This is a genomic window from Endozoicomonas sp. SCSIO W0465, from assembly GCF_023716865.1.
Classification (GTDB): Bacteria; Pseudomonadota; Gammaproteobacteria; order Pseudomonadales; family Endozoicomonadaceae; genus Endozoicomonas.
Genome location: NZ_CP092417.1, coordinates 3,371,305 through 3,397,420, shown reverse-complemented (window position 1 = coordinate 3,397,420; position 26,116 = coordinate 3,371,305). Strand labels below are relative to the sequence as shown.

Below are 26,116 nucleotides of genomic sequence, written 5' to 3'. Positions count from 1 at the left end.
TTGGAAATCCTATTTTGCATATGCGGCAACTCACGTACTTTGCAATGCCCATCACCTGAGGGAGCTTTTGGGTGTTGTTGATAGGGACAGCAATCAACTGGCGTTGCGATTGATGAAGCTACTGAGGCTTTCCTGGCATTACTGCAAGGGCTTTAAGACCATAGGTATGCTACAGATGCCAAGTGTTGTCTGTGAACGAATCGAGAAGATTTATGACCGGTTGCTTCAGCGGGCTCTAATGAAAGAAGTCGTCTATATGGAGAAGCAACGAGAGGAGCTTAAGCGCAAGGTAACTATTCAGCACTGAGCAAAGGCATATTACAGTAATTCCGAACAGCTCTATGAAGTGATTGATATATGTCCATTCCCTGTTTTCTGGCAGACGACAAATAGCTGCGAATCCGTGCAAACATAGAACCACCGTCTGCACTCCTGAAGCAGCCTGAGATTTTCTGCTTTAACTTGGCCATTCGAACATCCCGCTCACTGCCATTGTTATCGAAGGGAATGGTAAAATCTGACATGAAGCGCAGTGTCTCAGCCTTGAACTCAGTGAGTCGTTTGAAGAGATTGTAAGCTTTAGTATTCTTGACTTTCTTGCGCTTAAGCTCCTCTCGTTGCTTCTCCATATAGACGACTTCTTTCATTAGAGCCCGCTGAAGCAACCGGTCATAAATCTTCTCGATTCGTTCACAGACAACACTTGGCATCTGTAGCATACCTATGGTCTTAAAGCCCTTGCAGTAATGCCAGGAAAGCCTCAGTAGCTTCATCAATCGCAACGCCAGTTGATTGCTGTCCCTATCAACAACACCCAAAAGCTCCCTCAGGTGATGGGCATTGCAAAGTACGTGAGTTGCCGCATATGCAAAATAGGATTTCCAATGATCATGAACCAGAACGCCTGCAAATGTTAGCAGTATGCCCATCGTGTCCATGGCCTCACGACCTCGCTTTTCAGACAAGTAGTAGAGCGTCCATTGTTCATCCCGCATAACGTGTAGCCAGTGCAAAGAGCCCTCGGCCCGCATACCCGTTTCATCGGCTCCGGCAACAGACGATTCCCGCAAGGCGTCACGAATAACCTCTTCAGTAGAAGCCAGATTTTCATAGGTTCTGGCCACAAAATTGGCGACAGTGCCTGCACTTACACTCATTTTATAGAGAGTATTAAAATACTCTGACACGCGCTTAAAAGGCAGGAAATGGTATTGGTTAAGATAGACGGCCATAGCCTGTGTGGCTGAGCCATATTGTGCGGCAGCGGTAACACCTTCCGGGAATTCAGCCTGATTCCGACAACCACAAGTGCAGATTTTTACTTCAGCTCTATGGGCCGTTACTTCAAATTCACCCGGTCTCCCTGGTTCAAACACCTGTCGTTCAATATATTTGACCGGCTCACTATCAAGAAGAGACGCCTGACATTTATTGCATTCTTTAACCGGAAGGTACTCAATATAGTCAGGGATATCGACCTGTTTAAGACAAGTGCCCTGATGCCCTTTCTTTCCACCGGCTTTATTACCAGAAGACTGTCTCAGACTTTTAGGATTGGGTTTTTCATCCGATGGATCGGTACCTTTATCTGCGGAAAGGTCGTCAGAATGATCTGGAGAATTACTGTTTTTACAAGGTTTTTGATAACCATCAGACGATGGCGGCTTGCTGCTGTTTTGACTGTTCTTGCCAACCTTTTCTTCCAATTCTCGACATCGCTCTTCCAGACAGGCAACTCTCATCCGCAGCTCTGCATTCTCTTTCAAGAGAATCTCAGCCGACATAGTTGCGGGTAGTTCTGGAATCATGCTGGCGAATATTGTGGAAAAATGGTGCTTAAGAGGATGGTATAAAAATCAGAAAATTCCAGATTTATGTGGGGGTGCTGAACAGTTACCCCTGATCTACACCTCGGGCACCACCGGCGAGCCCAAAGGCGTTATGCTGGACTATGCCAATATGGCAGCCAGCTTCCGTGGCCATGACCAGATTATCCATCTGGACAGTCTGGATACCTCTTTGTGCTTCCTGCCACTGAGCCATATTTTTGAGCGTGGCTGGAGTTTTTATGCGCTTGCCCGTGGTGTAACCAATGTTTACCTCAAAGACCCCCATCAGGTCAGCGACGCTCTGAAAACCGTTAAACCAACGGTGCTTTGTGTCGTTCCCAGGTTCTTTGAAAAGGTCTATACCACCATTCACAGTAAAGTTTCCACCGCGCCATTTATTCGGCGTATGATTTTTAATACTGCAGTTAACATCGGCAGCGCCCATATGGAATACCGCCGCAAAGGTGTTGCGGCTCCTGCTTATCTGGAGAAGCTCAACAGTATCGCGGACAACATGGTATTCAGCAAAATTCGTCAAGGCCTGGGCGGTAACATCCGGTTTATACCCTGTGGTGGCGCTCGTCTTGATGACGACATCAACCGCTTCTTCCACGCCATTGGTATTGATGTGAAAATCGGTTACGGCATGACCGAAACCGTAGCAACCGTGACCTGCTTCCGTGATACTGAATTTGAATTTGGCTCCTGCGGGATTCCCCTGCCTGGCATCCGGGTCCGTATCAGTGCAGAAGGTGAAATCCAGGTTAAAGGTGATACGGTAATGCGTGGCTATTACAAAAAGCCGGAAGAAACCGCTAAAACCTTTACGGCTGATGGCTGGTTGCATACGGGTGATGCAGGGCTAATCGATGAAAACGGCGCACTGCGCATGACCTGACTCTTGATCACATCTCTCCAGCGCTGAACTGCCGGGCTATCTGCCAGGTTTTTACCCGATCCTGCAATTTCGCCCAGCCTTCCCATACCACTAACCAGCCGGGCTGCCCTGTATGCTTTGAATCACCCCAACCACCAAGCCGAGCAATCGTTTGAAGCAGCCAAGTGACTGTTGGCGGCTTATCGGGCAACGCTTTTTTTTCATAGGTTAGCCAGAGAACCTGCCATTCATCATCACTGACCACCTCATTCGCGAGTGTTTTTTCACTCCAAAGCTTTCTGTCTTTGTGCTGCCTGTCATTCGGTAACATTAATGCTTCACGGATTTGCATTAGTCTGACAGCGACAAACATTAATATGACCGCAAGTCGTTCAATGTTATCCGGAGATTGCAGACGAAGCCTTTCTACTCCTGCTCCCGATTTCCAAGCCTTATGGAACTCTTCTATTCGCCATCGGAGCTCGTAAAATCGAATGATAGAGCGACAGTCTTCGAATGTTTCAATATCTTCAGTTGTCAATAGTACCCAGTGCAAACGGTCTTCGGAGTCATTGCCAATCTCTTCAGCCGACACAATATTCATAGTTACCGGTTCCGGCCTGCCGCCTGGCCTTTGCGGCGCCTGTATTGTCATCTTCTTTCTTTTGACCTGCAGCGTTGCCTTTCGCTTCTTTCTACCTCCTTTTTGAGGAACCACTATCGTATATTTCCCCAACACTTCAGTCTGAGCTAAGGAATCAAATAATAAGAGTTCGCCATCCACCAGGATTCTGTTTTGTGTAGCTCTTACAACAAACCGCTGTCGGTTATCCAGTTTGTAGTGCATATATTCGTATATATCCGCCTCCCGGTCGCAAACACTGATGATGTCAGGCATTTTACCCCCCATCCTTTGTTCTGTGTTTTCAGAGGCTCTTTGCCACTTAAAGCTTTCCTTTCCCTCGTAAGGTAGCTGACGACGTTGGTTCTTTTTCCCCCGCTGAACGTCCTCTCTAACCCATCGTTCTTGATCAATAAGCCCAATGCTTCGCTCTGTATCCGCATCAACCAAGAAGACAGAGTGGACGTGGAATCCTCTGGTTTTAGAGCCTTCAGGACCTCCAAGATCACCAAGCTCGGATCTGACAGCATGTTTATAACCCAGGGTTGTTGTATCTTCGAGAGCCAGAAGTAGGCGAGACTGTCTCGCTATTTTGGCAGTTGCCTGAAAGCCTGCCTCAGCTATTGCTTCAGGCTTTACGGCCTCATTCTCAATCAGCCGGTAAGCTCCAGTTACCAGTGCGGTATAACCTTCGCATGAAGATGACAAAGAATTACCGGTATGAGCTGAAAGCTCGGCAGCAACTTTGACAAGTCGTTTTGTACGTCGAGTATCACCCAAATCAGCACATCCAAAAGTTAGTTCTGACCATGGTTTAGGAGAAAGTGGAAGCATGACCTGTTTTATCAGTGAGAAATGATAGAACAAGGTAGCTATTTGTGATCAAGAGACAGGCGCATGACCGAGCGCATCAAGGAGTTGATGAAGACCTCCAACGGTAAATACATCGCACCACAATACATCGAAGGAACGCTGACCAAAGATCGCTTTATTGAACAGATTGCCATTATTGCCGATGCCAGAAACTATGTGACGGCGCTGATTGTTCCCGCATTCGAGGCCCTGGAAGAACACGCAAAAGCCCTGAATCTGAAATACCAAAACCACAAGGAGCTGGTTCAACACAGCAGCATTCAGGAACTGATCCAGGAGCGGGTCAACAAAATCCAGAAAGGGCTGGCCAAATTTGAGCAAGTGAAGAAATTCACGCTGCTGCCCAAAGAGTTCTCCATTGAACTGGGCGAAATCACGCCAACCTTGAAACTGCGTCGTAAAATTATTATGAAGCGTTTCCGGAAAGAGATTGAAGCTATGTACGCCCCCAAGGCTAAAGCCTGATAATTCAACCATCACAAGAAAGGCATCCAGGCGGATGCTTTTTTTATTCCTTGTCACCCAGCCGGATAAAACGTTCGCAAGTGCCTGATTGTATATTGCACAATGGTAATCACTTCCATAAAATCTGCGGATTTATTTTCCTATGGCCTGATGCCGATCTTCTATGTCAAACATTCAACAATACAACTTCACCTATAACGATATTCATAACACCATTTGCAATTCGGCAAAAACCATCGTCGGGCTTGGCTATAAGCCTGACTATCTGCTGGCCATTGGCGGTGGCGGCCTGATTCCTGCACGCATCATGCGAACCTACATCAATCGCCCTATCCTGATTGTTTCCCTGTCCCGATACTCTGATGAGACCGGAACGGCACCGGCCGGCCAGCCCATCAAACTGCAATGGCTGGAAACAGATATCAACCTGTCCGGCAAGAAAGTATTGGTGATTGATGAAGTAGACGACGAAAGAACAACGCTTGAATTTACGCTGCAGCACCTGTTTGACAGTCACCCGGAGGCTGAGTTTTCTGCCTTTGTCGTGCACAACAAAAAGAAGGAGAAGAAGGGACGGCTACCTGAGCAGCTCAAGCATTTCTTTGTGGGCGAAGAGATTGAAGATTACTGGATCAACTACGCCTGGGATGCCGAAAACATTGACGCCTTTGGCCAATAGATCATCCTGAACTGAACAGCAAAAAGGCTTCCACCCGGAAGCCTTTTTGCTGTTCTAAACCACTGGTGCCGGGCTGATGACATCGGCATTTTGCGCCCGATGCCGCATCAAATGATCCATCAGGGTAATCGCCATCATCGCTTCTGCAATGGGTACTGCACGAATACCGACGCAGGGGTCATGACGCCCTTTGGTCACTACCGTTACCAACTCGCCCTGCCCGTTAATCGACCGTCCCGGCGTGGTAATACTGGACGTTGGCTTCAGGGCGATATGAGCAATAACATCCTGTCCAGAGCTAATACCTCCCAACGTGCCACCCGCATGGTTGGAAAGGAAGCCATCCGGGGTAATCTCATCCCGGTGCTCGGTGCCTTTCTGGCTGACACAGGCAAATCCGTCACCGATTTCCACACCCTTTACCGCGTTAATGCTCATCAAAGAGTGCGCCAGATCCGCATCCAGGCGATCAAAGACCGGCTCACCCAGCCCGGGCGGAACACCCATAGCCATGACGGAAACCCGGGCTCCCACGGAGTTACCTTGTGAACGAAGACTGGTAATCAACGCTTCCATTTGCGGAACCTTATCCGCATCCGGTGAGAAGAATGGGTTGTTGCCAATCTCATCCCAGTCAAGCTTTTCAACACGGATATCACCGATCTGGGACAGCCAGCCACGCACTTCAATACCCCGAGACTGCAGATACTTGCGGGCAATAGCGCCGGCAGCCACCCTCATGGCCGTTTCCCTGGCGGATGAACGACCACCACCGCGATAATCCCGAACACCGTATTTGTGGGTGTAGGTGTAATCAGCATGACCGGGTCTGAAGAGATCCTTGATATTGGAGTAATCCCCGGAGCGCTGATCCTGATTTTCAATTAACAGGCCAATGGGAGCACCGGTAGTCACCCCCGCAAAAACACCAGAAAGGATCTTGACCTGATCAAGCTCACGACGTTGGGTTGTGAATCTGGAGGTACCAGGCTTACGGCGATCCAGATCAACCTGCAGATCCGCTTCTGTTAATGGCAATCCGGGAGGACAACCATCAACAATACAACCCAGTGCCAGACCGTGGGACTCCCCAAAGGTAGTGACCCTGAACAGTTGTCCTATACTATTTCCTGCCATACCTATGCGATCTCATTGTTATTTTCAGACAACCCCCTTATAGGGCTTTTAACCGTTGCTTAAACAAACCCTGATGTTTTCTGCAATCTTCAGCGGACAAAACCAGAACGCCATGTCCGCCTTTGTCAAAATCAGGCCAGACAAACGGTACTTCCGGATACTCATCCTGTAAAGCCCACTGACTGTTGCCCACTTCCAGCACCAGCAGGCCCTGTTCATCCAGATAATCACTCGCCTCCGCCAGAATGGTACGGGCGAAATCAAGCCCATCATCTCCGGCAGCCAGACCCAGCGCTGGTTCGTGGGTAAATTCTTCCGGCATATCGGACATATCTTCAGCATCCACATAAGGGGGATTACTCAGAATCAATTGATACTTTGGGCGCTCTGGCAAGGCATCAAAAAAACCAAACAGGTCAGACTTAATGGCTTGCACCCTGCCCCAGAGTTCATGGCGATCAATATTGATATTCGCTACTTCCAGAGCATCTTCAGAAATATCCAGCAGATCAACCTGGGACTCAGGAAAAGCATGCGCTGCAGCAATGCCGATACAACCGGAACCTGAACACAGGTCAAGCACACGACTGACCTCAACATCCCCCAGCCATGGCTGAAACTGCTGAAGAATCAGTTCGGCCATGGGAGAACGGGGCACCAGCACCCGCTCATCCACATAAAATGGCATAGCGCAAAACCACGCCTGATTGACAAGATAGGCCAGGGGTTTACGACTGACTGCCCGTTCTTCAATCAGGCTGGCCAGTTTTTCACGTTCACGATGGGTTAAACGACTGTCAAGATAGTGGTCGGGAAGATCCCAGGGCAGCTGCAATACCTGAAAAATCAGATGCAGCGACTCATCCAGCGCATTATCACTGCCATGACCAAAGAACAGGCCAGCCTCATTAAAGCGGGTTGCTCCCCAGCGTACAAAGTCTCGAATAGACACCAGTCCTTCGCAGGACTCATTGGAACCTGTCACATTTGCTCCTTCGAATTCGAAACCCCGGGATTTTCACGGTGAGCCGAACCCTTACTGCCTTATATAGGCGGCATAAAATAGCATATTCCTTGCTCAGGGGTAACGACTGACTAAAAGTTAGCAAATAACCCGCCGTCATCATCTCAGTCGGAGAGATAATACTCAATGGTCGCAACCACCCGGACTTTCTTGATGTGCGGGTTATTCCGGTCACGGTTACTGATTGAAAACTGCCCTTGGGACGCTCTTTTGATTTTCCCCAGCTCACTCCGGGAATCCGAGGCAAATTTTCCGGCCACTTCCCGGGCTTTGCGAGTTGCCTCCTCAATCATTTCCGGCTTCACGTCATTCAACCGGGTAAACAGGTACTCTGGCTGTGAACCATAGTTACCACCGGTAAACACAATACCGTCTCGCCCAAGGTCTGAGAGCTTGCCCATTACTGAGCGCACTGCATCAATATTTCCGGAATAGACAGTGATGGTTTGCAGAGCGGTATACCGGAACTCCGGACGACTGCTGTTGCCATATTGATTAGCTGATTTATCGGTAATATCAGGCGACATCAGACTGATTTCATCAACCGCGATGCCACTCTTCTCCAGAAACGCCCTGATTCTGTCGGTATTGTTCTCAATCGTGCGATAAAGTGTCTTCAAATCATTATCGGCCGCTGAAAATTGAATCGGCCAGATTACGACATCTGCCTGATACTCCCTCTCCGATAGCCCTTTGACCGTAACGCTTCTCTCATACAGCTTGTAATCGATGGCTGCATTCGCCAACAAATACCCCAGACAGGAAAGCCCCAGAAAAACAGAAATGCCCAATATCAGGGCACTGACTCTACCGGTACTCATCTTTCTTCCACCTGTTTTTTTATAAAAACCAATCCATCCTTAGCCCCCCCATTGCATCAGAACAGACTGGTGCCTCTTTCACTGCTTCATTGTTATTGGCAAGGAAAAAAAGGAGCTAAATGCGTAAAGTACTCCACATCTCTGAGGCGAGCCAGCCTGATAAAAAAAATCCTTATTAGACTTTTTTTGCAGAGTGAAGCAACTCCACCCGCTTATTCATCATATCCTGGTACGAGCCTTGTCGGGTAACGCTGTCCAGAACCAGAATAAGCTGTTCATGCAAATGCTGCCTGAGACTCCCGGGGGTTTCATCGGATGTATATCGGTCAACAATCTGTTCAATAGCGGTCGTGATCAGACTGGCAGAGCGCAGCACTTCAGCTGCCACTTTCGGCTCACCCGATTTAAGTGCCGCAATGGCCTGCATCAGTTTTTCCACCGATTCTTTATTTTGGCCTTCTTTGATCTGATTTGATCTGATCTTCTTTGATCTGATCCTCTTTGACCTGTTCTTCCCGCAATCGCTCTTTCAATACCTCCATAAATTCAGCATTGGACATAGCGTCGATAGCGAGCAGAACCCCCCTCTGGATGACAAGAATGCCCTCAAGCCTCCCCTCACCAGTCCTGATTAATGGATTCAGATCGATGCCCAGACTCTGGGACAAAAGTTTTAATTGCACATGCTCTGTCATTTCATAAAGATCCGACCTGTTCTGCTGAACGCTCTGTGCCCCATTACCCGATGCCCTTCCACTATTGCGATTGATAGAAACAATATCATCAATCACCCTTTGTAACGCCAGTGAGCCTGTATTCGCAACGGATGGGGACACATTAGAAGCAACAACACTCAGAGACTCAGCTTCTTCACCTGCAGACCTTTGCTCCAGGGACTCTCTGCTTACCAGGGCTTTTGACAGAAGCCCCTTGATATCTTCAGATGATGCCACCATAACACCTTGAAGAGCCGCTTGAAGTGTTGGAACGGGTATCACCCGTGGGGCAAGAAAATAGTCAGCCTTTTCAGTCTGACTTTGAGAGACAGAGTTCGTCTGATCATAACCGGAAGCTACCTTGTCAACTGCCCCTTCTATAGGCTGCCCGGCCACAAGCTCTGCCGTTTCAGACTCCTGCCGCCAGGACTGTATATCTCCGGATCCTGATATCTCACTCATACACTAGTGTAGTGCGTCATTCTGTTTAGAGCTTAAGCGGCGATTTGCACGAACTACCTTTTCCAGTATGTCATTTGCCTTAGCTGTCCAGATATAAGGCTTTGGTTGGCGATTGTGTTTCTCAATATATTCTTCAATTGACTTCACCAGTTCGGGAACGCTGGTAAAAACACCCCGTCGTAAACGCTGGACTGTCAGATCTCGAAAAAAAGCGCTCAACCATATTCAGCCACGACGCTGAAGTGGGTGTGAAATGAACATGAAAACGCGGATTTTTTTTCAACCATTCTTTAACTTTCGGATGCTTATGAGTGGCGTAATTGTCACAGATAAGGTGCAGACTTTTCTCCTTCGGTGTTTCCCTGTTTTATTTGTTTCAGGAACTTTAACCACTCTTCATGTGTATGACGTTGTTGGCACTGACCAATAACCTGCCCATTAAGAACATTGAGTGCTGCAAATAAGGTAGTTGTTCCATGACGTTTATAATCGTGTGTCATTGTGGCTGCTCGCCCTTTTTTTAAAGGCAAGCCAGGCTGGGTTCGATCCAATGTTTGAACCTGACTTTTTTCATCACAGCATAAAACCAAGGCATGTTCGGGAGGGCTCAGGTACAGCCCAACAATATCCTCCAACTTTTCCACAGAGTTTGGGTCACGAGAGACTTTGAATGTCTTTTCAAGGTGGGGCTTGAGGCCATGCGCCTTCCAGACTCGCCGAACGCTGGCTTCACTTACGCCACTGACAGAAGCCATGGAGCGAGTACTCCAATGAGTGTATGCACTCAAAAACCGTACTTGATCCACACGACAACCATTGCGCAGCACTCTCGATTTTCTGAGCCAATCTCGGGAATGTTCCGCTACCTGTAAGCCTATCTGTTAAATAGTGCCAGAATGAAAGCCCATATTGTCGACAGGTTTATATTGGTCGAAATCAAGTTAGCCCGAATGTTTCATAAACGCTGCTACAACTCGAACGGCTGATGTTTTTTTGAGCAAACATGGCCTGCCAAATCGTAGCAGCGTATTTTTCTGCATTGATATTGCGTCCCGCCATGGCTTTATGTCAAAAAACATAACGATTTACCTGACACCAGGCGCACCGAACCCTCAACCTCCTTCAGCTGATCCAATAAAACGCCTCCCCAACCGAAAAGCTGTGTCTGTTATCCCGGTCTGAGAACTGGAATGGCAGCAAAAGCTTCCGTCACTCGTTGTAGCAACACTTTCATTGGGTTACTGCTGGGCAGATGCAGCTTCACACGGTCTTTATACTCCACCACCTTAACGGCAATTTTGAACAGCTTGGCGATCACTGTTGAAGGCTGAGCCCTCTGCATCTCTGTATCCTTCAATACAGTGGTTCTCATTTCGTAATGCAGAACGTACGCGGCACAGGCGTAGTACATACGCAATGCATTCGCCCGAAAGCTCATATCCGATGTCCGATCACAGGACAGATCATTTTTCAGGTGTTTGATGTAGTTTTCATCCTGTCCTCTGGGACAATAGAACTGCTCATAAATGCACCGGGCCGAGGCATTCTTGATGGAGGTTACAACAAAGCGAGGGTTATCACCCATCTGGTTCACTTCAGCCTTATATATGACACGTGTATCCAGCCCTTTCCAGCTCTTCGCCTGATACTGTGCCTCGCCATACAGACGCACTCGGTAAGGTATCGGTAACTTATTCGTAACTATTCAGCACTGAGCAAAGGCATATTACAGTAATTCCGAACAGCTCTATGAAGTGATTGATATATGTCCATTCCCTGTTTTCTGGCAGACGACAAATAGCTGCGAATCCGTGCAAACATAGAACCACCGTCTGCACTCCTGAAGCAGCCTGAGATTTTCTGCTTTAACTTGGCCATTCGAACATCCCGCTCACTGCCATTGTTATCGAAGGGAATGGTAAAATCTGACATGAAGCGCAGTGTCTCAGCCTTGAACTCAGTGAGTCGTTTGAAGAGATTGTAAGCTTTAGTATTCTTGACTTTCTTGCGCTTAAGCTCCTCTCGTTGCTTCTCCATATAGACGACTTCTTTCATTAGAGCCCGCTGAAGCAACCGGTCATAAATCTTCTCGATTCGTTCACAGACAACACTTGGCATCTGTAGCATACCTATGGTCTTAAAGCCCTTGCAGTAATGCCAGGAAAGCCTCAGTAGCTTCATCAATCGCAACGCCAGTTGATTGCTGTCCCTATCAACAACACCCAAAAGCTCCCTCAGGTGATGGGCATTGCAAAGTACGTGAGTTGCCGCATATGCAAAATAGGATTTCCAATGATCATGAACCAGAACGCCTGCAAATGTTAGCAGTATGCCCATCGTGTCCATGGCCTCACGACCTCGCTTTTCAGACAAGTAGTAGAGCGTCCATTGTTCATCCCGCATAACGTGTAGCCAGTGCAAAGAGCCCTCGGCCCGCATACCCGTTTCATCGGCTCCGGCAACAGACGATTCCCGCAAGGCGTCACGAATAACCTCTTCAGTAGAAGCCAGATTTTCATAGGTTCTGGCCACAAAATTGGCGACAGTGCCTGCACTTACACTCATTTTATAGAGAGTATTAAAATACTCTGACACGCGCTTAAAAGGCAGGAAATGGTATTGGTTAAGATAGACGGCCATAGCCTGTGTGGCTGAGCCATATTGTGCGGCAGCGGTAACACCTTCCGGGAATTCAGCCTGATTCCGACAACCACAAGTGCAGATTTTTACTTCAGCTCTATGGGCCGTTACTTCAAATTCACCCGGTCTCCCTGGTTCAAACACCTGTCGTTCAATATATTTGACCGGCTCACTATCAAGAAGAGACGCCTGACATTTATTGCATTCTTTAACCGGAAGGTACTCAATATAGTCAGGGATATCGACCTGTTTAAGACAAGTGCCCTGATGCCCTTTCTTTCCACCGGCTTTATTACCAGAAGACTGTCTCAGACTTTTAGGATTGGGTTTTTCATCCGATGGATCGGTACCTTTATCTGCGGAAAGGTCGTCAGAATGATCTGGAGAATTACTGTTTTTACAAGGTTTTTGATAACCATCAGACGATGGCGGCTTGCTGCTGTTTTGACTGTTCTTGCCAACCTTTTCTTCCAATTCTCGACATCGCTCTTCCAGACAGGCAACTCTCATCCGCAGCTCTGCATTCTCTTTCAAGAGAATCTCAGCCGACATAGTTGCGGGTAGTTCTGGAATCATGCTGGCGAATATTGTGGAAAAATGGTGCTTAAGAGGATGGTATAAAAATCAGAAAATTCCAGATTTATGTGGGGGTGCTGAACAGTTACACTTATTCAATCGAGCGTAAGCTGTTCGTGCTTGCAGGCAGAGGCGAGCTTCCGCCATGCTTTCATCCGACATTGGCCGTAAGGCCGTTGGATGCCCAGCGCCTTTACCCAGCACGTAATCAGCAGCTTTATCCTGCTCAACAACGCGCATCAGCTCCGGCTGGGAAAAGTGACTGTCTCCCCGGATGATGAGCTGTGTTTTCGGCCATGACTGCCGGATCAGCGTCAAAAGACGTTTAACAATGGCGGCATTTTCCCGTCCTGAGGGTGTTTTCCCTGGCCGCAGAATGGCTGTAATCAACTTCCCGCTCAAGCCTTCAAAAATCATCAGTGGCAAATAGCAGGTATTGCCGTATTTGGTGTTGAACAAGCTGTACTGTTGAGCGCCGTGGGTCAGGCTGGCTGTGTGGTCCAGATCAATGACTGCCAGCTTGGGCGGTTTTTTATAGCTGCTGAGAAAATGCTCTGCAAAGGCGTAGGCCAGGTCGTATATATCCCTGCGGGACAAGCCCTTCCCGAGTCGTGAACATGTGGGGGCTGATGCCAGATGGGTCTCGGCATTCAGAGGACTGCGACCGACAGCCAGCTTGAACATCGGGTCCTTGCGCAAATGGTTGCTGTCATTGGCATCCTGATATCCGCAGGCCATTTGAAGCACTCGTTGCGTCAGAAGATCCTGCATGGAATGGTCAATATAGGATTGATGTCGTTTGTCCTGGATTGCCTTGACGAGCCGGGGAATTAGCTCACTGCGGATGGCCATTTCATGCAGTAACAGCGCGCCAAAATCGGAGGACAACTCTCCTCCGTTAAAGTCAGCTCTGACAGTTTTACCATTAACAGGGTGAAAACGAAGGGTTTCTTGTGTATGTTTCGTCATAGCAGGTTCCGGATTGCTTCTTCCGAAGCTTTTTTTGGTCGACCCAATCATATCAGGTGATTGGGCGGAACCTGCTCTTATTTATGAAATATTCGGGTTAGGCAATTTTAGTCGAAGAATTGTGCGGATATGATTTTTTTACCTTGTCTGCATCCCTTCTGGCTGTAGTGCTTCAGAATTCATCGGGAATTGCTGCACCAACATGGTAAACGAGGTTGAGTAGGTTAATTCCTTTAACCGATCAACCAAATACGTGATCAAAGTGCCAGGCTATGAGGTCATTTTCGTCGCTATATTGTTTCTCCTGAGTGGTGTCATCAACAATAAGTACACCGTCGTTCTTTTCTACTTGTCTTACGACAGGTTTTACATATTGCCAGAGCGTTTTGCTATCAAAATGGTTGCGAGATAGCAGGCGGGTTATTTGATCATGACTGTACGCCCCGTCCACAAGTGATGACAATTGAGTTGCTGTCGTTTTGCCAAAGGAAGACAGAAGATAATCACTATAGAGTTCAAACAGTTCTTTTTTCATGCGTTACGGCATGGCAGATTTTGTCAAGTGCGTAACATGAGTTTATAAAAGCGCTCTGCTTCACTGGCATCCCCAAAAAGGAATACCATATCGTCAGCGTACCTCACCATTTCCGCCCGCCCTTTGATGTGAGAACGGCTTACCTCGGCAAACCATTCATCTATCACGTAGTGCAGATAGATATTGGCCAGCACTGGCGACAGGATAGCCCCTTGCGGACATCCTTCCCGATTGTCGGATACTTGCTTGTGTTCCATCACAGGTGCTGTAATCAGGACTTCTATCAGCCTGAGAAAACGCTGGTCTGATATCTTCATTCGCAAAATCTTCATCAGCTCCCTGTGAGGAATTCTGTTGAAGTACTTGCAGATATCAATTTCTACCACAGCACCATCCCGAATTCGGGAACTGGACTGCAGCAAAGTCCTCAAAGCATCGTGACAACTCAAGCCGGGCCTGAATCCGTATGAGCACGGTAGAAACAGCGGTTCGTATATCTTGCCAAGGATTTGACTGGCTGCAAGTTGCACCAGTTTGTCTTCAAAGCAGGATATGACCAGTGGCCGTTTGCTCCCATCCTCTTTCGGGATTTCAGTGACCCTCGCGGGTTTTGGCCTGTAAGTCCCACGGCGAATGCGCTGGAGAAGGTGTTTCAGATTTTCATCCAGTTTTACGCCGTAAGTCTCCTTTGTCTCACGGTCAATACCTACGGCTTTATTCCCGTTCAACCGATGGAATTGCTCCTTCAGCATGTCAACATTTAGCAGGTGACCAAGGTTATTGAACACCATTTGTCTGTCGTATGCCGATTTCTCACCTATGCGCTCAAGTTTCGTTAACCATGATTGTCCGTCGTTGCTGAGTACGGTCATTGTTTCTCTCTCACGCTCGATCTATCTGCCAGCCCTTCGCTCACGGTCGTTACCCGCTTCATCACTACTATGACTGACTCCGACTTCCATAGAGCCATCTGTAAAGCCTCGTGTTTTGCACTTGTACTTAACATACTCAATCCTTTGAGAGCCCTATGGATCTCCTGGGTTCAGTCGTATATCTCTATAAACTCGCCGACGCCTGCGACTCCGGAGGGTAGTGCTGCTCGGATTCCCAGATTGACCTTACACAGCACTCTTGGGCCTGCTGCCTGCATAAGAGCATCGGCACCCACAACAGGTGGTATTTCGGAGCTGTCACGTTCACCATTTGGTTTCGGCTCGGATATTTCACTGTCTACGCTTCATCACTGTTGTTACCTCCAGCAACGCAAGACTCGCTATACGGTGGAGCTGGTTCTCCTTCCGCAACGGGACTTTCACCCGCAAGATATACGCCGCTTATCCCAGCGCACTATGCATTCCCACGGGGGAGCGTGGGAACGAGGTGCTTGTGTATGTATAACAACGCTTGGCTGCACTATGCACTAGGAGGCTGTCCGAGAATAGCCTGATTAAGTATAATCAGGCATCTTCTGCCCACTTTGTTGTTGCCGAAACGGATGTCATCAATCAAATTCAAAGATAACCCTGCTGATTTTGACCAGCACCTGATGTTCCCATCGAACATCTTCGACCTGCTGCCACCAGTGCATATTCTGGTAACTCTTGAACACTCATTCTGGTAACACTTGAACACCCATTCTGGTAACACTTGAACACCTATTCTGGTTTCTTTTGAACACTTTTTGATGATTTCCAGAATCACCGTTCAAGCTTCCAGAAACGCTGTTCAACAGACCATAAACCGGTCTAATACAGCTAACAAATATCTTCTTATGCATTGATTTTCCGTAACTATTCAGCACTGAGCAAAGGCATATTACAGTAATTCCGAACAGCTCTATGAAGTGATTGATATATGTCCATTCCCTGTTTTCTGGCAGACGACAAATAGCTGCGAATCCGTGCAAACATAGAACCACCGTCTGCACTCCTGAAGCAGCCTGAGATTTTCTGCTTGGCTCTATTTTGATTACGAACTGCTCTACAGTGAAAACTGACTGTAGGTCACGAAAAACAAGGATTGAGCAACATTACCGGACAATATGCTGACAACCTTTGTAGATAAAGGGCTTCAGCAATGTTCAACCCAGTAGCAGTCTGAAATCCTACAAGAGCCTTCTGCTTTAACTTGGCCATTCGAACATCCCGCTCACTGCCATTGTTATCGAAGGGAATGGTAAAATCTGACATGAAGCGCAGTGTCTCAGCCTTGAACTCAGTGAGTCGTTTGAAGAGATTGTAAGCTTTAGTATTCTTGACTTTCTTGCGCTTAAGCTCCTCTCGTTGCTTCTCCATATAGACGACTTCTTTCATTAGAGCCCGCTGAAGCAACCGGTCATAAATCTTCTCGATTCGTTCACAGACAACACTTGGCATCTGTAGCATACCTATGGTCTTAAAGCCCTTGCAGTAATGCCAGGAAAGCCTCAGTAGCTTCATCAATCGCAACGCCAGTTGATTGCTGTCCCTATCAACAACACCCAAAAGCTCCCTCAGGTGATGGGCATTGCAAAGTACGTGAGTTGCCGCATATGCAAAATAGGATTTCCAATGATCATGAACCAGAACGCCTGCAAATGTTAGCAGTATGCCCATCGTGTCCATGGCCTCACGACCTCGCTTTTCAGACAAGTAGTAGAGCGTCCATTGTTCATCCCGCATAACGTGTAGCCAGTGCAAAGAGCCCTCGGCCCGCATACCCGTTTCATCGGCTCCGGCAACAGACGATTCCCGCAAGGCGTCACGAATAACCTCTTCAGTAGAAGCCAGATTTTCATAGGTTCTGGCCACAAAATTGGCGACAGTGCCTGCACTTACACTCATTTTATAGAGAGTATTAAAATACTCTGACACGCGCTTAAAAGGCAGGAAATGGTATTGGTTAAGATAGACGGCCATAGCCTGTGTGGCTGAGCCATATTGTGCGGCAGCGGTAACACCTTCCGGGAATTCAGCCTGATTCCGACAACCACAAGTGCAGATTTTTACTTCAGCTCTATGGGCCGTTACTTCAAATTCACCCGGTCTCCCTGGTTCAAACACCTGTCGTTCAATATATTTGACCGGCTCACTATCAAGAAGAGACGCCTGACATTTATTGCATTCTTTAACCGGAAGGTACTCAATATAGTCAGGGATATCGACCTGTTTAAGACAAGTGCCCTGATGCCCTTTCTTTCCACCGGCTTTATTACCAGAAGACTGTCTCAGACTTTTAGGATTGGGTTTTTCATCCGATGGATCGGTACCTTTATCTGCGGAAAGGTCGTCAGAATGATCTGGAGAATTACTGTTTTTACAAGGTTTTTGATAACCATCAGACGATGGCGGCTTGCTGCTGTTTTGACTGTTCTTGCCAACCTTTTCTTCCAATTCTCGACATCGCTCTTCCAGACAGGCAACTCTCATCCGCAGCTCTGCATTCTCTTTCAAGAGAATCTCAGCCGACATAGTTGCGGGTAGTTCTGGAATCATGCTGGCGAATATTGTGGAAAAATGGTGCTTAAGAGGATGGTATAAAAATCAGAAAATTCCAGATTTATGTGGGGGTGCTGAACAGTTACGATTTTCCATAACTTTGGCCGTTCTTATCTGTACCAAGAGCTGACTCTTGATCACATCTCTCCAGCGCTGAACTGCCGGGCTATCTGCCAGGTTTTTACCCGATCCTGCAATTTCGCCCAGCCTTCCCATACCACTAACCAGCCGGGCTGCCCTGTATGCTTTGAATCACCCCAACCACCAAGCCGAGCAATCGTTTGAAGCAGCCAAGTGACTGTTGGCGGCTTATCGGGCAACGCTTTTTTTTCATAGGTTAGCCAGAGAACCTGCCATTCATCATCACTGACCACCTCATTCGCGAGTGTTTTTTCACTCCAAAGCTTTCTGTCTTTGTGCTGCCTGTCATTCGGTAACATTAATGCTTCACGGATTTGCATTAGTCTGACAGCGACAAACATTAATATGACCGCAAGTCGTTCAATGTTATCCGGAGATTGCAGACGAAGCCTTTCTACTCCTGCTCCCGATTTCCAAGCCTTATGGAACTCTTCTATTCGCCATCGGAGCTCGTAAAATCGAATGATAGAGCGACAGTCTTCGAATGTTTCAATATCTTCAGTTGTCAATAGTACCCAGTGCAAACGGTCTTCGAAGTCATTGCCAATCTCTTCAGCCGACACAATATTCATAGTTACCGGTTCCGGCCTGCCGCCTGGCCTTTGCGGCGCCTGTATTGTCATCTTCTTTCTTTTGACCTGCAGCGTTGCCTTTCGCTTCTTTCTACCTCCTTTTTGAGGAACCACTATCGTATATTTCCCCAACACTTCAGTCTGAGCTAAGGAATCAAATAATAAGAGTTCGCCATCCACCAGGATTCTGTTTTGTGTAGCTCTTACAACAAACCGCTGTCGGTTATCCAGTTTGTAGTGCATATATTCGTATATATCCGCCTCCCGGTCGCAAACACTGATGATGTCAGGCATTTTACCCCCCATCCTTTGTTCTGTGTTTTCAGAGGCTCTTTGCCACTTAAAGCTTTCCTTTCCCTCGTAAGGTAGCTGACGACGTTGGTTCTTTTTCCCCCGCTGAACGTCCTCTCTAACCCATCGTTCTTGATCAATAAGCCCAATGCTTCGCTCTGTATCCGCATCAACCAAGAAGACAGAGTGGACGTGGAATCCTCTGGTTTTAGAGCCTTCAGGACCTCCAAGATCACCAAGCTCGGATCTGACAGCATGTTTATAACCCAGGGTTGTTGTATCTTCGAGAGCCAGAAGTAGGCGAGACTGTCTCGCTATTTTGGCAGTTGCCTGAAAGCCTGCCTCAGCTATTGCTTCAGGCTTTACGGCCTCATTCTCAATCAGCCGGTAAGCTCCAGTTACCAGTGCGGTATAACCTTCGCATGAAGATGACAAAGAATTACCGGTATGAGCTGAAAGCTCGGCAGCAACTTTGACAAGTCGTTTTGTACGTCGAGTATCGCCCAAATCAGCACATCCAAAAGTTAGTTCTGACCATGGTTTAGGAGAAAGTGGAAGCATGACCTGTTTTATCAGTGAGAAATGATAGAACAAGGTAGCTATTTGTGATCAAGAGACAGGTACCAAGAGAGGGAACCGGCCATGACAGAAAACAGGATTACCATGCGTAAGCTACTAGAAATACTCCGGATGCGGTTTGGCAGCCAACTCAGCTTCCGACAAATTTCCCGCAGTGTACGGGTCAGTGTGGGGACGGTATCCAACTACGTTAAGGCCTTTCAGGAATCGGAATTAAGCTGGCCCCTGGCAGAGGATATATCTGAGCCTGAGCTTATTCAGGCGCTGTTTCCCGATGCCTCGATAGCCAATCGAAAAGGGTTGATTGATCCTGACTGGGCTGAGGTGCATCAGGAACTGAAGCGCAAGGAAGTGACCAAACAACGACTCTGGGAAGAATACTGTCAGGCCCACCCCCTCAATGCCTACAGCTATGCCCAGTACTGTCACCGTTACAATCAGTGGCGTGGTTGTCAAAAGCGATCTATGCGACAGCTGCACAATGCAGGTGAAAAGTTATTTGTTGATTATGCCGGGCCAACCATGCCAATCATCAACCCGGACACCGGCGAAATTGCCCACAATGCCCAGATATTTGTGGCAGTGTTGGGAGCGTCCAACTATACCTACGCTGAAGCGACTCTGTCACAAAAAACAGAGGACTGGCTGGGGTCTCATGAACGGGCCTTTGAGTTCTTTGGTGGGGTGCCAGAAATTGTTGTGCCAGACAACCCAAAGTGCGCAGTTATCAAAGCCTGTCGGTACGAGCCGGATCTCAACCCATCATACCAGCACCTGGCTTGTCACTACCAGGTGGCAGTCATTCCGGCACGCCCCTACAAACCCAAAGACAAGGCCAAAGCAGAAGTCGGTGTACAGGTAGTGGAGCGGTGGATACTGGCCAGGCTTCGTCATGTAAATGTTCTTTACCCTGGCAGAGCTGAACCTGCGGATACGTGAGCTGTTAATCGAACTGAACCTGAAGCCCTTTAAGCAGTTGCCAGGAACGCGACGTAGTGCGTTTGAACAACTGGATGAACCAGCCCTCAAGCCACTGCCGAAGCAATCTTTTGTGTTCGCTGAGTTTATCAAGGCCCGGGTGAATGTGGATTATCATATTATCTGCAAGGGGCACGCCTACTCGGTTCCCCATCAGCTTGCCAGGCAGGAAGTAGAAGTACAGGCGACTGAGCACTGCGTCACGATCTACGCTAACGGTAAAGTGGTGGCCAGCCACGCTCGCAAGCACACACGTGGATTTACGACGTTAGCAGTTCATATGCCGGAACGACATCGTCACCATCAGGATTGGACGCCTGAGCGTTTACTTAACTGGGCTAACGACATTGGTCAGGAAGTCTATTGTTTTATTCAATCACTGCTGGATAGCAAGGAGCATCCTGAACAAGCCTATCGAGCTTCATTGGGGCTGCTAAACCTGCAGCGGGAATATGGAACTGAACGACTCAACAACGCCTGCGCCCATGCCAGGAACATCGGGGGTTATCGGTTAAAAAATGTCCGATCAATCCTCCAGTCAGGCAAAGACCTGATGCCATTGGAGCCACAGTTAAAACAAACGACAGGTCCCTTGCATGATGATCACGAAAATATTCGTGGCGCTATTTGCTATCAATAACCGGAGGCGAACATGATCAATGAAACACTGGCTCGCCTTAGGTCACTGCGACTGACCGGAATGGCAGATGCCCTCAATCAACAGCTGGACCAGCCGGGCACCTACAGTAGCCTTAGCTTTGAAGAACGACTGTCGTTGCTTACTGAGCAGGAAGAAACAGAGCGAAACAATAAACGTCTGGCTCGGCTGCTCAGAAGCGCCCGGTTTAAACTGGCTGCCCGGATACACGACATTGACTATGAACACCCCAGAGGTCTCAAACAGAACCAGATGGCCAGCCTGTCTGGAGGAGGCTGGCTTGACCGGTACAGGAACCTGTTGATCACCGGACCTTGTGGTTCCGGTAAGAGCTACCTGGCCTGCGCCCTTGGGCACATGGCTTGTCTGAAAGGCTACAGTGTCCGGTACTATCGGATGTCCAGGCTACTGGATGAACTGATCCTTGCCCACGGTGATGGCAGCTACAGCAGGCAGTTGAAACAACTGGCAAAAGTAGACTTGCTGATTCTGGACGACTGGGGCCTGGAACCACTGACGCAGCAACAAAGGAACGATCTGCTGGAAGTCATGGATGACAGGCACGAGCAAGGTTCCACGTTGGTTACCAGTCAATTGCCCACCCGGAAGTGGCATGCCAGCATTGGTGATGAAACTCTGGCCGACGCCATTCTTGACCGGCTTATGCACAATGCCCACCGGATTGAACTCAAAGGCGAATCCATGCGCAAAAAGCTTGGAAAATTGGACGCAGTTGAACACCTGGTCTAAAAATCACACTGGGCAATGTGTAAGGAGTTCAGGGTGTTCAAATGAAACAGAATAGGTGTTCAAGTTAACCAGAATACGCAACCAGATCATGATTGCTTCGTTTTTGAAGATATCTTCAAGCATATCGACACCTCTGAAGTGGAAAAGCAGTATCACCATCTTGGCCAGAATGCCTACCACCCACGACTGATTATATCGATCCTGATCTATGCCTATAGCCATGGTGTGTTCAGCTCCAGGGAGATTGAACGGCGCTGCAATCAGGACTTGGCTTTCATGTATATCGCCAAACAGCACTGCCCAAATTTCCGGGTGCTCAGTGACTTTCGTAAAAACCAGGCCACCTTTTTTAAAAGCAGTTTCAAACAGAGCGTGCTGCTCGCCCGGGAACTACAGATGGCCTCGCTGGGCCACATCGCTCTTGATGGTTCCAAATTCAAAGCCGACTCATCAAAGCATAAGGCCATGAGCTACGCACGACTTAAGGCCAAAGAAGCTGAATTAATGGCTGAAGTTGAGGCCCTGATTAAAAAAGCCGAAACCAGTGACAGTGAAGAGGACGATGCTTATCAGCAGGAGACTGGCTACAGCATTCCTGAAGACTTGCAATTCAAGCAGGAACGGTTAGAGAAAATCCAGGAGGCCAAAAAAGCGCTTGAAGAACGGGAACAGGCCCTGAATCCCGATAAGCCGATAGACGACAAAAAGCAAATCAGCTTTGCTGATCATGATGCCAGGATCATGGGTAAAAAAGGCAGTGGCTATCAGTACAGTTATAACGCCCAGATCAGCGTCGACAGCGATAATGGTATCATTGTTGGCCAGCACATCAGCCAGCATGCCAATGACAAGCAGGAAGTAAAGCCTGCACTGGAAGCCATTGCAGAAGCAACAGATAACGCGTCCATTGGCAAAATGAGTGAGGATAATGGCTATTACTCAGGGCCCAACCTGCAAGCGTTTGATGATGCGAACATTGACGCTTACATGGCTACGGATCGACAGGAGAAGCCTGCAACAGAGGGACTGGAAGACTCTGACAGAAAGTTTGTCAAAGCGGATTTTATTTACCATGAAGCAGACGACAGCTTTACCTGCCCTGCCGGTGAGAAGCTGATTTATAACACGGCTAGCAAAGCAAAACACAAAAGCTACCGCGTCAGTAAAGATATCTGCCGGGATTGCCCGTTACGTAAAAGGTGCAGTGGTGACAACAAAGACCCGGGGAAAGTGATTCGCACAGACCGCCACGAAGCCATACGCCAGGCGATGAACCGCAAAATGGAAACCAAAGAGGCCAAAGCGGTTTATGAGCGTCGCAAGGTGATTGCGGAACCGCCTTTTGGCCAAATCAAGAACTCAGGATTCAGAGGGTTCAGTGTCCGGGGTAAGGAAAAAGTGGCTGGAGAATTTTCACTGGTCTGCAGTGCTTATAATTTCAAAAAAATTGTCAAATCGGTTTCAACGGGATCAATCCGTCTTGAAGAAGCAAAAAGGCTTAAAATGGCAGCATAAAGGCAAGCAAAAGGGTAAAAAACGCAATTTTTACCCCAAAACAGGCTAAATTTAGGTCAATATTTGATCAGCCAAGAAAATGCTGAAGCTTTCGTTTTTTCAATAGCTAGTTCTCGGACAGCCTCCTAGAGGGAACTCACCGATTGATTGTCAGTTCATTTTCCATAAAGGCGCTTAGAAACAATGAACATTACCTCAATGCCAGGCAGTTCGCACAGTTCACAGTATGCCCCTGAATCTTTGGTGATTGTGGTTCAGGCGTTCAATGCCCGTTGATCACACCCCCGCAGCCCATCCGCAGCACCCGTCATTTTTTCAGTTGAGATTTGCCCTGTATACCATAAAATAGCCGGACAACAACGTAACAAGATCATTGTGCCAGGCATGATGACTAACGGAAAAATGACCATGCTGTTATCCTCCCTTAAACGCCCTCTCGCATTGCTGACTGCGCTAATGCTCAGTGCTCAGGCCCATGCTGCGCTCTCCCTGGACCGGGTGATTGTCTATTTCAAGCCCGATGAGTTGCCCCGTCAGGATGTGGTGGTTTTTAATCCCGATCCTGAGAATCTCTACCTGCAAACTGAGGTCTACCACGTTATCAATCCGGGTACTGAGCAAGAAGAACGTGTTCGTGTCACCGATCCTGAGAAGCTCAAACTGTTGGCTACGCCCGCAAAAGCCATTATTCCACCCAATAGCCGTAAAACCGTCCGTTTGGTCAGTTTGGAAACCCCGCAGGATAAGGAGCTGGTCTACCGTGTCACCTTCCGCCCGATGGTGGGTGAGCTGGAAGCCCAGCAGACCGCTATCAAAATATTGGTGGCTTACCAGGCGCTGGTGTTTGTGCGCCCACAGAATCCGGAATATAACGTGGCGGCCACGGTTAGTAATGGCAAGATGATGTTTATCAACAGTGGCAATATGAACGTGGTGCTGCGGAACGGTAAGTACTGCATTAGCGAGGACATTTGTACCAATTTAGACGATGGTACTCGCATCTATGCCGGAGGTAGTTGGGAGATGCCCCTGCCGGAAGGTTCAGCCCCCGGTCGGGGCTATATTCAATACGGGATGTTTGACGGGGAATTTGAGGAAGCTCAACGGTTTGCATTGTGACACCGGGGGGCAAACTTGACCCCAAACTTTACTTTGCCTCAACAGTAACAGTCATGGTATCCCGGTACACACCAGCACTGGCGGCATTTATGTCGTCTTTATCGGCTTGTATAGTGAAGGACATATTGGGAATGTTTTCACAATTCTCTGCTTTATCATTAGCTGACCAGAAACCGAGGGCGCGGTGATGGTGATCTTTATCAAAAGTTTTTGGTGGTCTCTGGCCTAGTTTTGATTCAACTGTAATGGTGTAGGATATTCGCCCATCGTTGGAATTTCTGAGTTCGAACGGTTCATTTTTATCGTCAGCAATGTCACCACCATTGAAATGTAACTTCACCCCACCATTAGTTGTAGTGGTCAAGTAAAAATGGACACCTGATTAAGCCGCTTTCCTGAGTTCTTGTTGTTCAAAGTCCACAGGGCTCATGTAACCAAGATAAGAGTGAAGTCTGCGGTTGTTGTAGAACAAAATATAATCAACAACTGTCGCCTCAACATCTGCCCTTGTTTCGAAAATATAATGGTCAGTCCTTTCTCGTTTCATACTGCCAAAAAATTGCTCCGTTACCGCATTATCCCAGCAATTTCCCTTACGACTCATACTGCATATCATGCCGTATTCCCTGAGCTGAGCCTGATAGTCCAGCGAGGCGTACTGGCTTCCCTGATCTGAGTGGTGAAGCACTCCCGAACCAGGCTTACGACTCCACCACGCCATTCTCAAGGCTTCCAGCGGCAGCTCTGTGGTCATACGCTTGTCCATTGACCAGCCTACTATCTTCCGGGAATAGAGATCCATAACCACTGCCAGATACAGCCAGCCTTCGCGAGTCCATAGATAAGTGATATCAGTCGTATAGACCCTGTTTGCCTCTGTGACAGCAAACTCCCTGTTCAGAAGATTTTCTGCTACCGGAAGCTTATGCTTGCTATTCGTCGTCACCTTGAATTTTTTTGCATACTTCACAACCAGTCCCAAGCGCTTCATCAGTGTTGCTGCTTGATAGCGGCCAATATTGTAACCCTTGCCTTGCAGGGCTTTTGCCATTCTCCGGCTGCCATATGAGCGATCGGAGTCGATAAAAATTTGTTGTGCATCAGACTCCAGGCGGAACTGCTTGGCCAGAGAGTCCTTCTGATGTTCCTGTTGATTCTGCCAGCGATAAAAGCCACTGCGCCCAACCTGCATTACTTTACAGAGCACCTGCACCGGATAGGCCTCCTTCTCCTGTTGTATAAATGCAAATCTTACAACAGGTCTTTCGCGAAGAAGGCCGTCGCCTTTTTTAATAGGCTCTTTTCGTATTGCAGACTGCTGATTTCATAAATCAGGCTGGAATCCTCCTGTGGCAGGGCTTGGCAATATTTAGCCAGCAGTTTCCTGAAGGCATTGTATATCAAGGCCTTTGGCCAATTTTCATTGCAGAGCAGTCTGTAACCCGAAAAGAGCCTTTTAATATTTCCTGTTCCATTTTCAACTGGCGGTTTTCAGCTTCCAGCTCTTTTATTCGCTGCTGATCAGGCGTCAAAGCTTGCTGCCCTTTGCCTGGAAAAGACATTTCCTTTTTTTCATCCTGTTCCCGTATCCAGCGTCTCAGGTTGCCATCATTGATACCAAGACTTCTGGCAACCTCTGTTACAGCCTGCTTCTGCTCCACTACCATGGCAATGGCTTTACGCTTGAATTCCGGAGAATAATTTTTACGCTGCTTTGTCACTTTCTACCTCGTCACTAACTGCACTATTGTGCTTAACGAGGTGTCCTAAGTCATTAAACCACTTCACCAACTCGTGGCTTGGTTTTTACCT

26 protein-coding genes and 2 pseudogenes are annotated in these 26,116 nt (G+C 48.0%); 9 read left to right on the top strand and 19 right to left on the bottom strand.

The features are described from left to right. Positions 1-67 precede the first annotated feature (67 nt). The gene (locus MJO57_RS32790) at positions 68-307 is read left to right on the top strand and encodes a hypothetical protein (protein ID WP_371924846.1); all 240 of its coding nucleotides are present in this window, start codon (positions 68-70) and stop codon (positions 305-307) included. Here MJO57_RS32790 and MJO57_RS15160 read toward each other — a convergent pair. Continuing rightward, positions 294-1,808 (bottom strand): IS66 family transposase, encoded by a 1,515-nt coding sequence (locus tag MJO57_RS15160; RefSeq protein ID WP_252017330.1) that lies wholly within the window; start codon positions 1,806-1,808, stop codon positions 294-296. The two genes, MJO57_RS32790 and MJO57_RS15160, sit on opposite strands and share 14 nt — an antisense overlap. Here MJO57_RS15160 and MJO57_RS15155 point away from each other — a divergent pair. After that, positions 1,807-2,727 (top strand): long-chain fatty acid--CoA ligase, encoded by a 921-nt coding sequence (locus MJO57_RS15155; RefSeq protein WP_305881919.1) that lies wholly within the window; start codon positions 1,807-1,809, stop codon positions 2,725-2,727. The two genes, MJO57_RS15160 and MJO57_RS15155, sit on opposite strands and share 2 nt — an antisense overlap. Positions 2,728-2,734: 7 nt before the next feature. On the opposite strand, the gene MJO57_RS15150 is transcribed toward MJO57_RS15155, so the two are convergent. Further along, positions 2,735-4,162: an IS4 family transposase gene (locus MJO57_RS15150; protein WP_252017676.1), complete on the bottom strand. Its 1,428-nt coding sequence runs from the start codon at positions 4,160-4,162 to the stop codon at positions 2,735-2,737. 63 nt (positions 4,163-4,225) lie between these two features. Between MJO57_RS15150 and MJO57_RS15145 the strand changes: the two genes are divergently transcribed. Together MJO57_RS15145 and MJO57_RS15140 are read left to right on the top strand one after the other, a co-directional pair. Next, the gene (locus MJO57_RS15145) at positions 4,226-4,666 is read left to right on the top strand and encodes a hypothetical protein (RefSeq protein WP_252026519.1); all 441 of its coding nucleotides are present in this window, start codon (positions 4,226-4,228) and stop codon (positions 4,664-4,666) included. Between the two features lie 163 nt (positions 4,667-4,829). Continuing rightward, on the top strand, positions 4,830-5,345 hold the full coding sequence (locus MJO57_RS15140; RefSeq protein WP_252026517.1) for a phosphoribosyltransferase: 516 nt from the start codon (positions 4,830-4,832) through the stop codon (positions 5,343-5,345). A gap of 54 nt (positions 5,346-5,399) precedes the next feature. On the opposite strand, the gene aroC is transcribed toward MJO57_RS15140, so the two are convergent. The 12 genes and pseudogenes from aroC to MJO57_RS15080 all read right to left on the bottom strand — a co-directional run bounded on the left by aroC (position 5,400) and on the right by MJO57_RS15080 (position 17,698). Further along, positions 5,400-6,482, bottom strand: a complete 1,083-nt coding sequence (aroC, locus tag MJO57_RS15135; protein ID WP_252026514.1) for a chorismate synthase — start codon at positions 6,480-6,482, stop codon at positions 5,400-5,402. A gap of 37 nt (positions 6,483-6,519) precedes the next feature. Beyond that, complete coding sequence (gene prmB, locus MJO57_RS15130) at positions 6,520-7,467, bottom strand: 50S ribosomal protein L3 N(5)-glutamine methyltransferase (RefSeq protein ID WP_252026512.1); 948 nt, start codon at positions 7,465-7,467, stop codon at positions 6,520-6,522. A 143-nt stretch (positions 7,468-7,610) separates the two neighbouring features. Next, positions 7,611-8,327, bottom strand: a complete 717-nt coding sequence (locus tag MJO57_RS15125) for an SIMPL domain-containing protein (RefSeq protein ID WP_252026510.1) — start codon at positions 8,325-8,327, stop codon at positions 7,611-7,613. A gap of 175 nt (positions 8,328-8,502) precedes the next feature. Next, positions 8,503-8,766: a hypothetical protein gene (locus tag MJO57_RS15120; protein ID WP_252026508.1), complete on the bottom strand. Its 264-nt coding sequence runs from the start codon at positions 8,764-8,766 to the stop codon at positions 8,503-8,505. A gap of 7 nt (positions 8,767-8,773) precedes the next feature. Next, the gene (locus MJO57_RS15115) at positions 8,774-9,505 is read right to left on the bottom strand and encodes a hypothetical protein (RefSeq protein WP_252026506.1); all 732 of its coding nucleotides are present in this window, start codon (positions 9,503-9,505) and stop codon (positions 8,774-8,776) included. 3 nt (positions 9,506-9,508) lie between these two features. Next, a pseudogene (locus MJO57_RS15110) lies at positions 9,509-10,281 on the bottom strand (IS630 family transposase); the annotation flags it as partial. Positions 10,282-10,673: 392 nt separating this feature from the next. After that, on the bottom strand, positions 10,674-11,177 hold the full coding sequence (locus tag MJO57_RS15105; protein ID WP_371924845.1) for a transposase: 504 nt from the start codon (positions 11,175-11,177) through the stop codon (positions 10,674-10,676). A 29-nt stretch (positions 11,178-11,206) separates the two neighbouring features. Continuing rightward, entirely contained in the window at positions 11,207-12,721 is a 1,515-nt protein-coding gene (locus tag MJO57_RS15100) for an IS66 family transposase (protein WP_252017330.1), read from the bottom strand. Positions 12,722-12,769: 48 nt separating this feature from the next. Beyond that, positions 12,770-13,690, bottom strand: coding sequence for an IS1380 family transposase (locus tag MJO57_RS15095; RefSeq protein WP_252026504.1), 921 nt, complete (start codon positions 13,688-13,690; stop codon positions 12,770-12,772). Positions 13,691-13,931: 241 nt separating this feature from the next. Then, positions 13,932-14,225 (bottom strand): transposase, encoded by a 294-nt coding sequence (locus tag MJO57_RS15090; RefSeq protein WP_252026502.1) that lies wholly within the window; start codon positions 14,223-14,225, stop codon positions 13,932-13,934. A 23-nt stretch (positions 14,226-14,248) separates the two neighbouring features. Continuing rightward, positions 14,249-15,097 (bottom strand): reverse transcriptase domain-containing protein, encoded by an 849-nt coding sequence (locus tag MJO57_RS15085; protein ID WP_252026500.1) that lies wholly within the window; start codon positions 15,095-15,097, stop codon positions 14,249-14,251. A 1,131-nt stretch (positions 15,098-16,228) separates the two neighbouring features. Next, a complete protein-coding gene (locus tag MJO57_RS15080) occupies positions 16,229-17,698 on the bottom strand; it encodes an IS66 family transposase (protein WP_252018048.1) in 1,470 nt (489 codons plus the stop codon). Here MJO57_RS15080 and MJO57_RS32785 point away from each other — a divergent pair. Next, entirely contained in the window at positions 17,697-17,831 is a 135-nt protein-coding gene (locus tag MJO57_RS32785) for a hypothetical protein (RefSeq protein ID WP_256493301.1), read from the top strand. The two genes, MJO57_RS15080 and MJO57_RS32785, sit on opposite strands and share 2 nt — an antisense overlap. Before the next feature lie 7 nt (positions 17,832-17,838). Here MJO57_RS32785 and MJO57_RS15075 read toward each other — a convergent pair whose 3' ends face one another. Further along, complete coding sequence (locus tag MJO57_RS15075) at positions 17,839-19,266, bottom strand: IS4 family transposase (protein WP_252026498.1); 1,428 nt, start codon at positions 19,264-19,266, stop codon at positions 17,839-17,841. Positions 19,267-19,347: 81 nt separating this feature from the next. On the opposite strand from MJO57_RS15075, the pseudogene istA reads away from it, so the two are divergent. The 4 genes and pseudogenes from istA (at position 19,348) to MJO57_RS15055 (ending at position 24,304) form a co-directional block, all read left to right on the top strand. Further along, positions 19,348-20,902, top strand: a pseudogene (gene istA / locus MJO57_RS15070) (IS21 family transposase). Positions 20,903-20,914: 12 nt separating this feature from the next. Further along, complete coding sequence (istB, locus tag MJO57_RS15065; RefSeq protein WP_252017309.1) at positions 20,915-21,670, top strand: IS21-like element helper ATPase IstB; 756 nt, start codon at positions 20,915-20,917, stop codon at positions 21,668-21,670. Between the two features lie 111 nt (positions 21,671-21,781). Beyond that, positions 21,782-23,185: an IS1182 family transposase gene (locus MJO57_RS15060; RefSeq protein ID WP_371924880.1), complete on the top strand. Its 1,404-nt coding sequence runs from the start codon at positions 21,782-21,784 to the stop codon at positions 23,183-23,185. A gap of 408 nt (positions 23,186-23,593) precedes the next feature. After that, entirely contained in the window at positions 23,594-24,304 is a 711-nt protein-coding gene (locus tag MJO57_RS15055; protein WP_252026496.1) for a molecular chaperone, read from the top strand. A gap of 28 nt (positions 24,305-24,332) precedes the next feature. Here MJO57_RS15055 and MJO57_RS15050 read toward each other — a convergent pair whose 3' ends face one another. Genes MJO57_RS15050 through MJO57_RS15035 form a run of 4 tightly spaced genes read right to left on the bottom strand, consistent with a single transcriptional unit; the run spans position 24,333 to position 26,025 of the window. Continuing rightward, complete coding sequence (locus MJO57_RS15050) at positions 24,333-24,668, bottom strand: hypothetical protein (protein ID WP_252026494.1); 336 nt, start codon at positions 24,666-24,668, stop codon at positions 24,333-24,335. Positions 24,669-24,686: 18 nt separating this feature from the next. Then, positions 24,687-25,598, bottom strand: a complete 912-nt coding sequence (locus MJO57_RS15045; protein WP_252027035.1) for an IS3 family transposase — start codon at positions 25,596-25,598, stop codon at positions 24,687-24,689. Then, entirely contained in the window at positions 25,556-25,708 is a 153-nt protein-coding gene (locus tag MJO57_RS15040) for a hypothetical protein (RefSeq protein WP_252026492.1), read from the bottom strand. The genes MJO57_RS15045 and MJO57_RS15040 overlap by 43 nt, the downstream gene beginning before the upstream one ends. Then, the gene (locus tag MJO57_RS15035) at positions 25,705-26,025 is read right to left on the bottom strand and encodes a transposase (RefSeq protein ID WP_252026490.1); all 321 of its coding nucleotides are present in this window, start codon (positions 26,023-26,025) and stop codon (positions 25,705-25,707) included. Before MJO57_RS15035 ends, MJO57_RS15040 begins: the two co-directional genes overlap by 4 nt. Positions 26,026-26,116 lie beyond the last annotated feature (91 nt).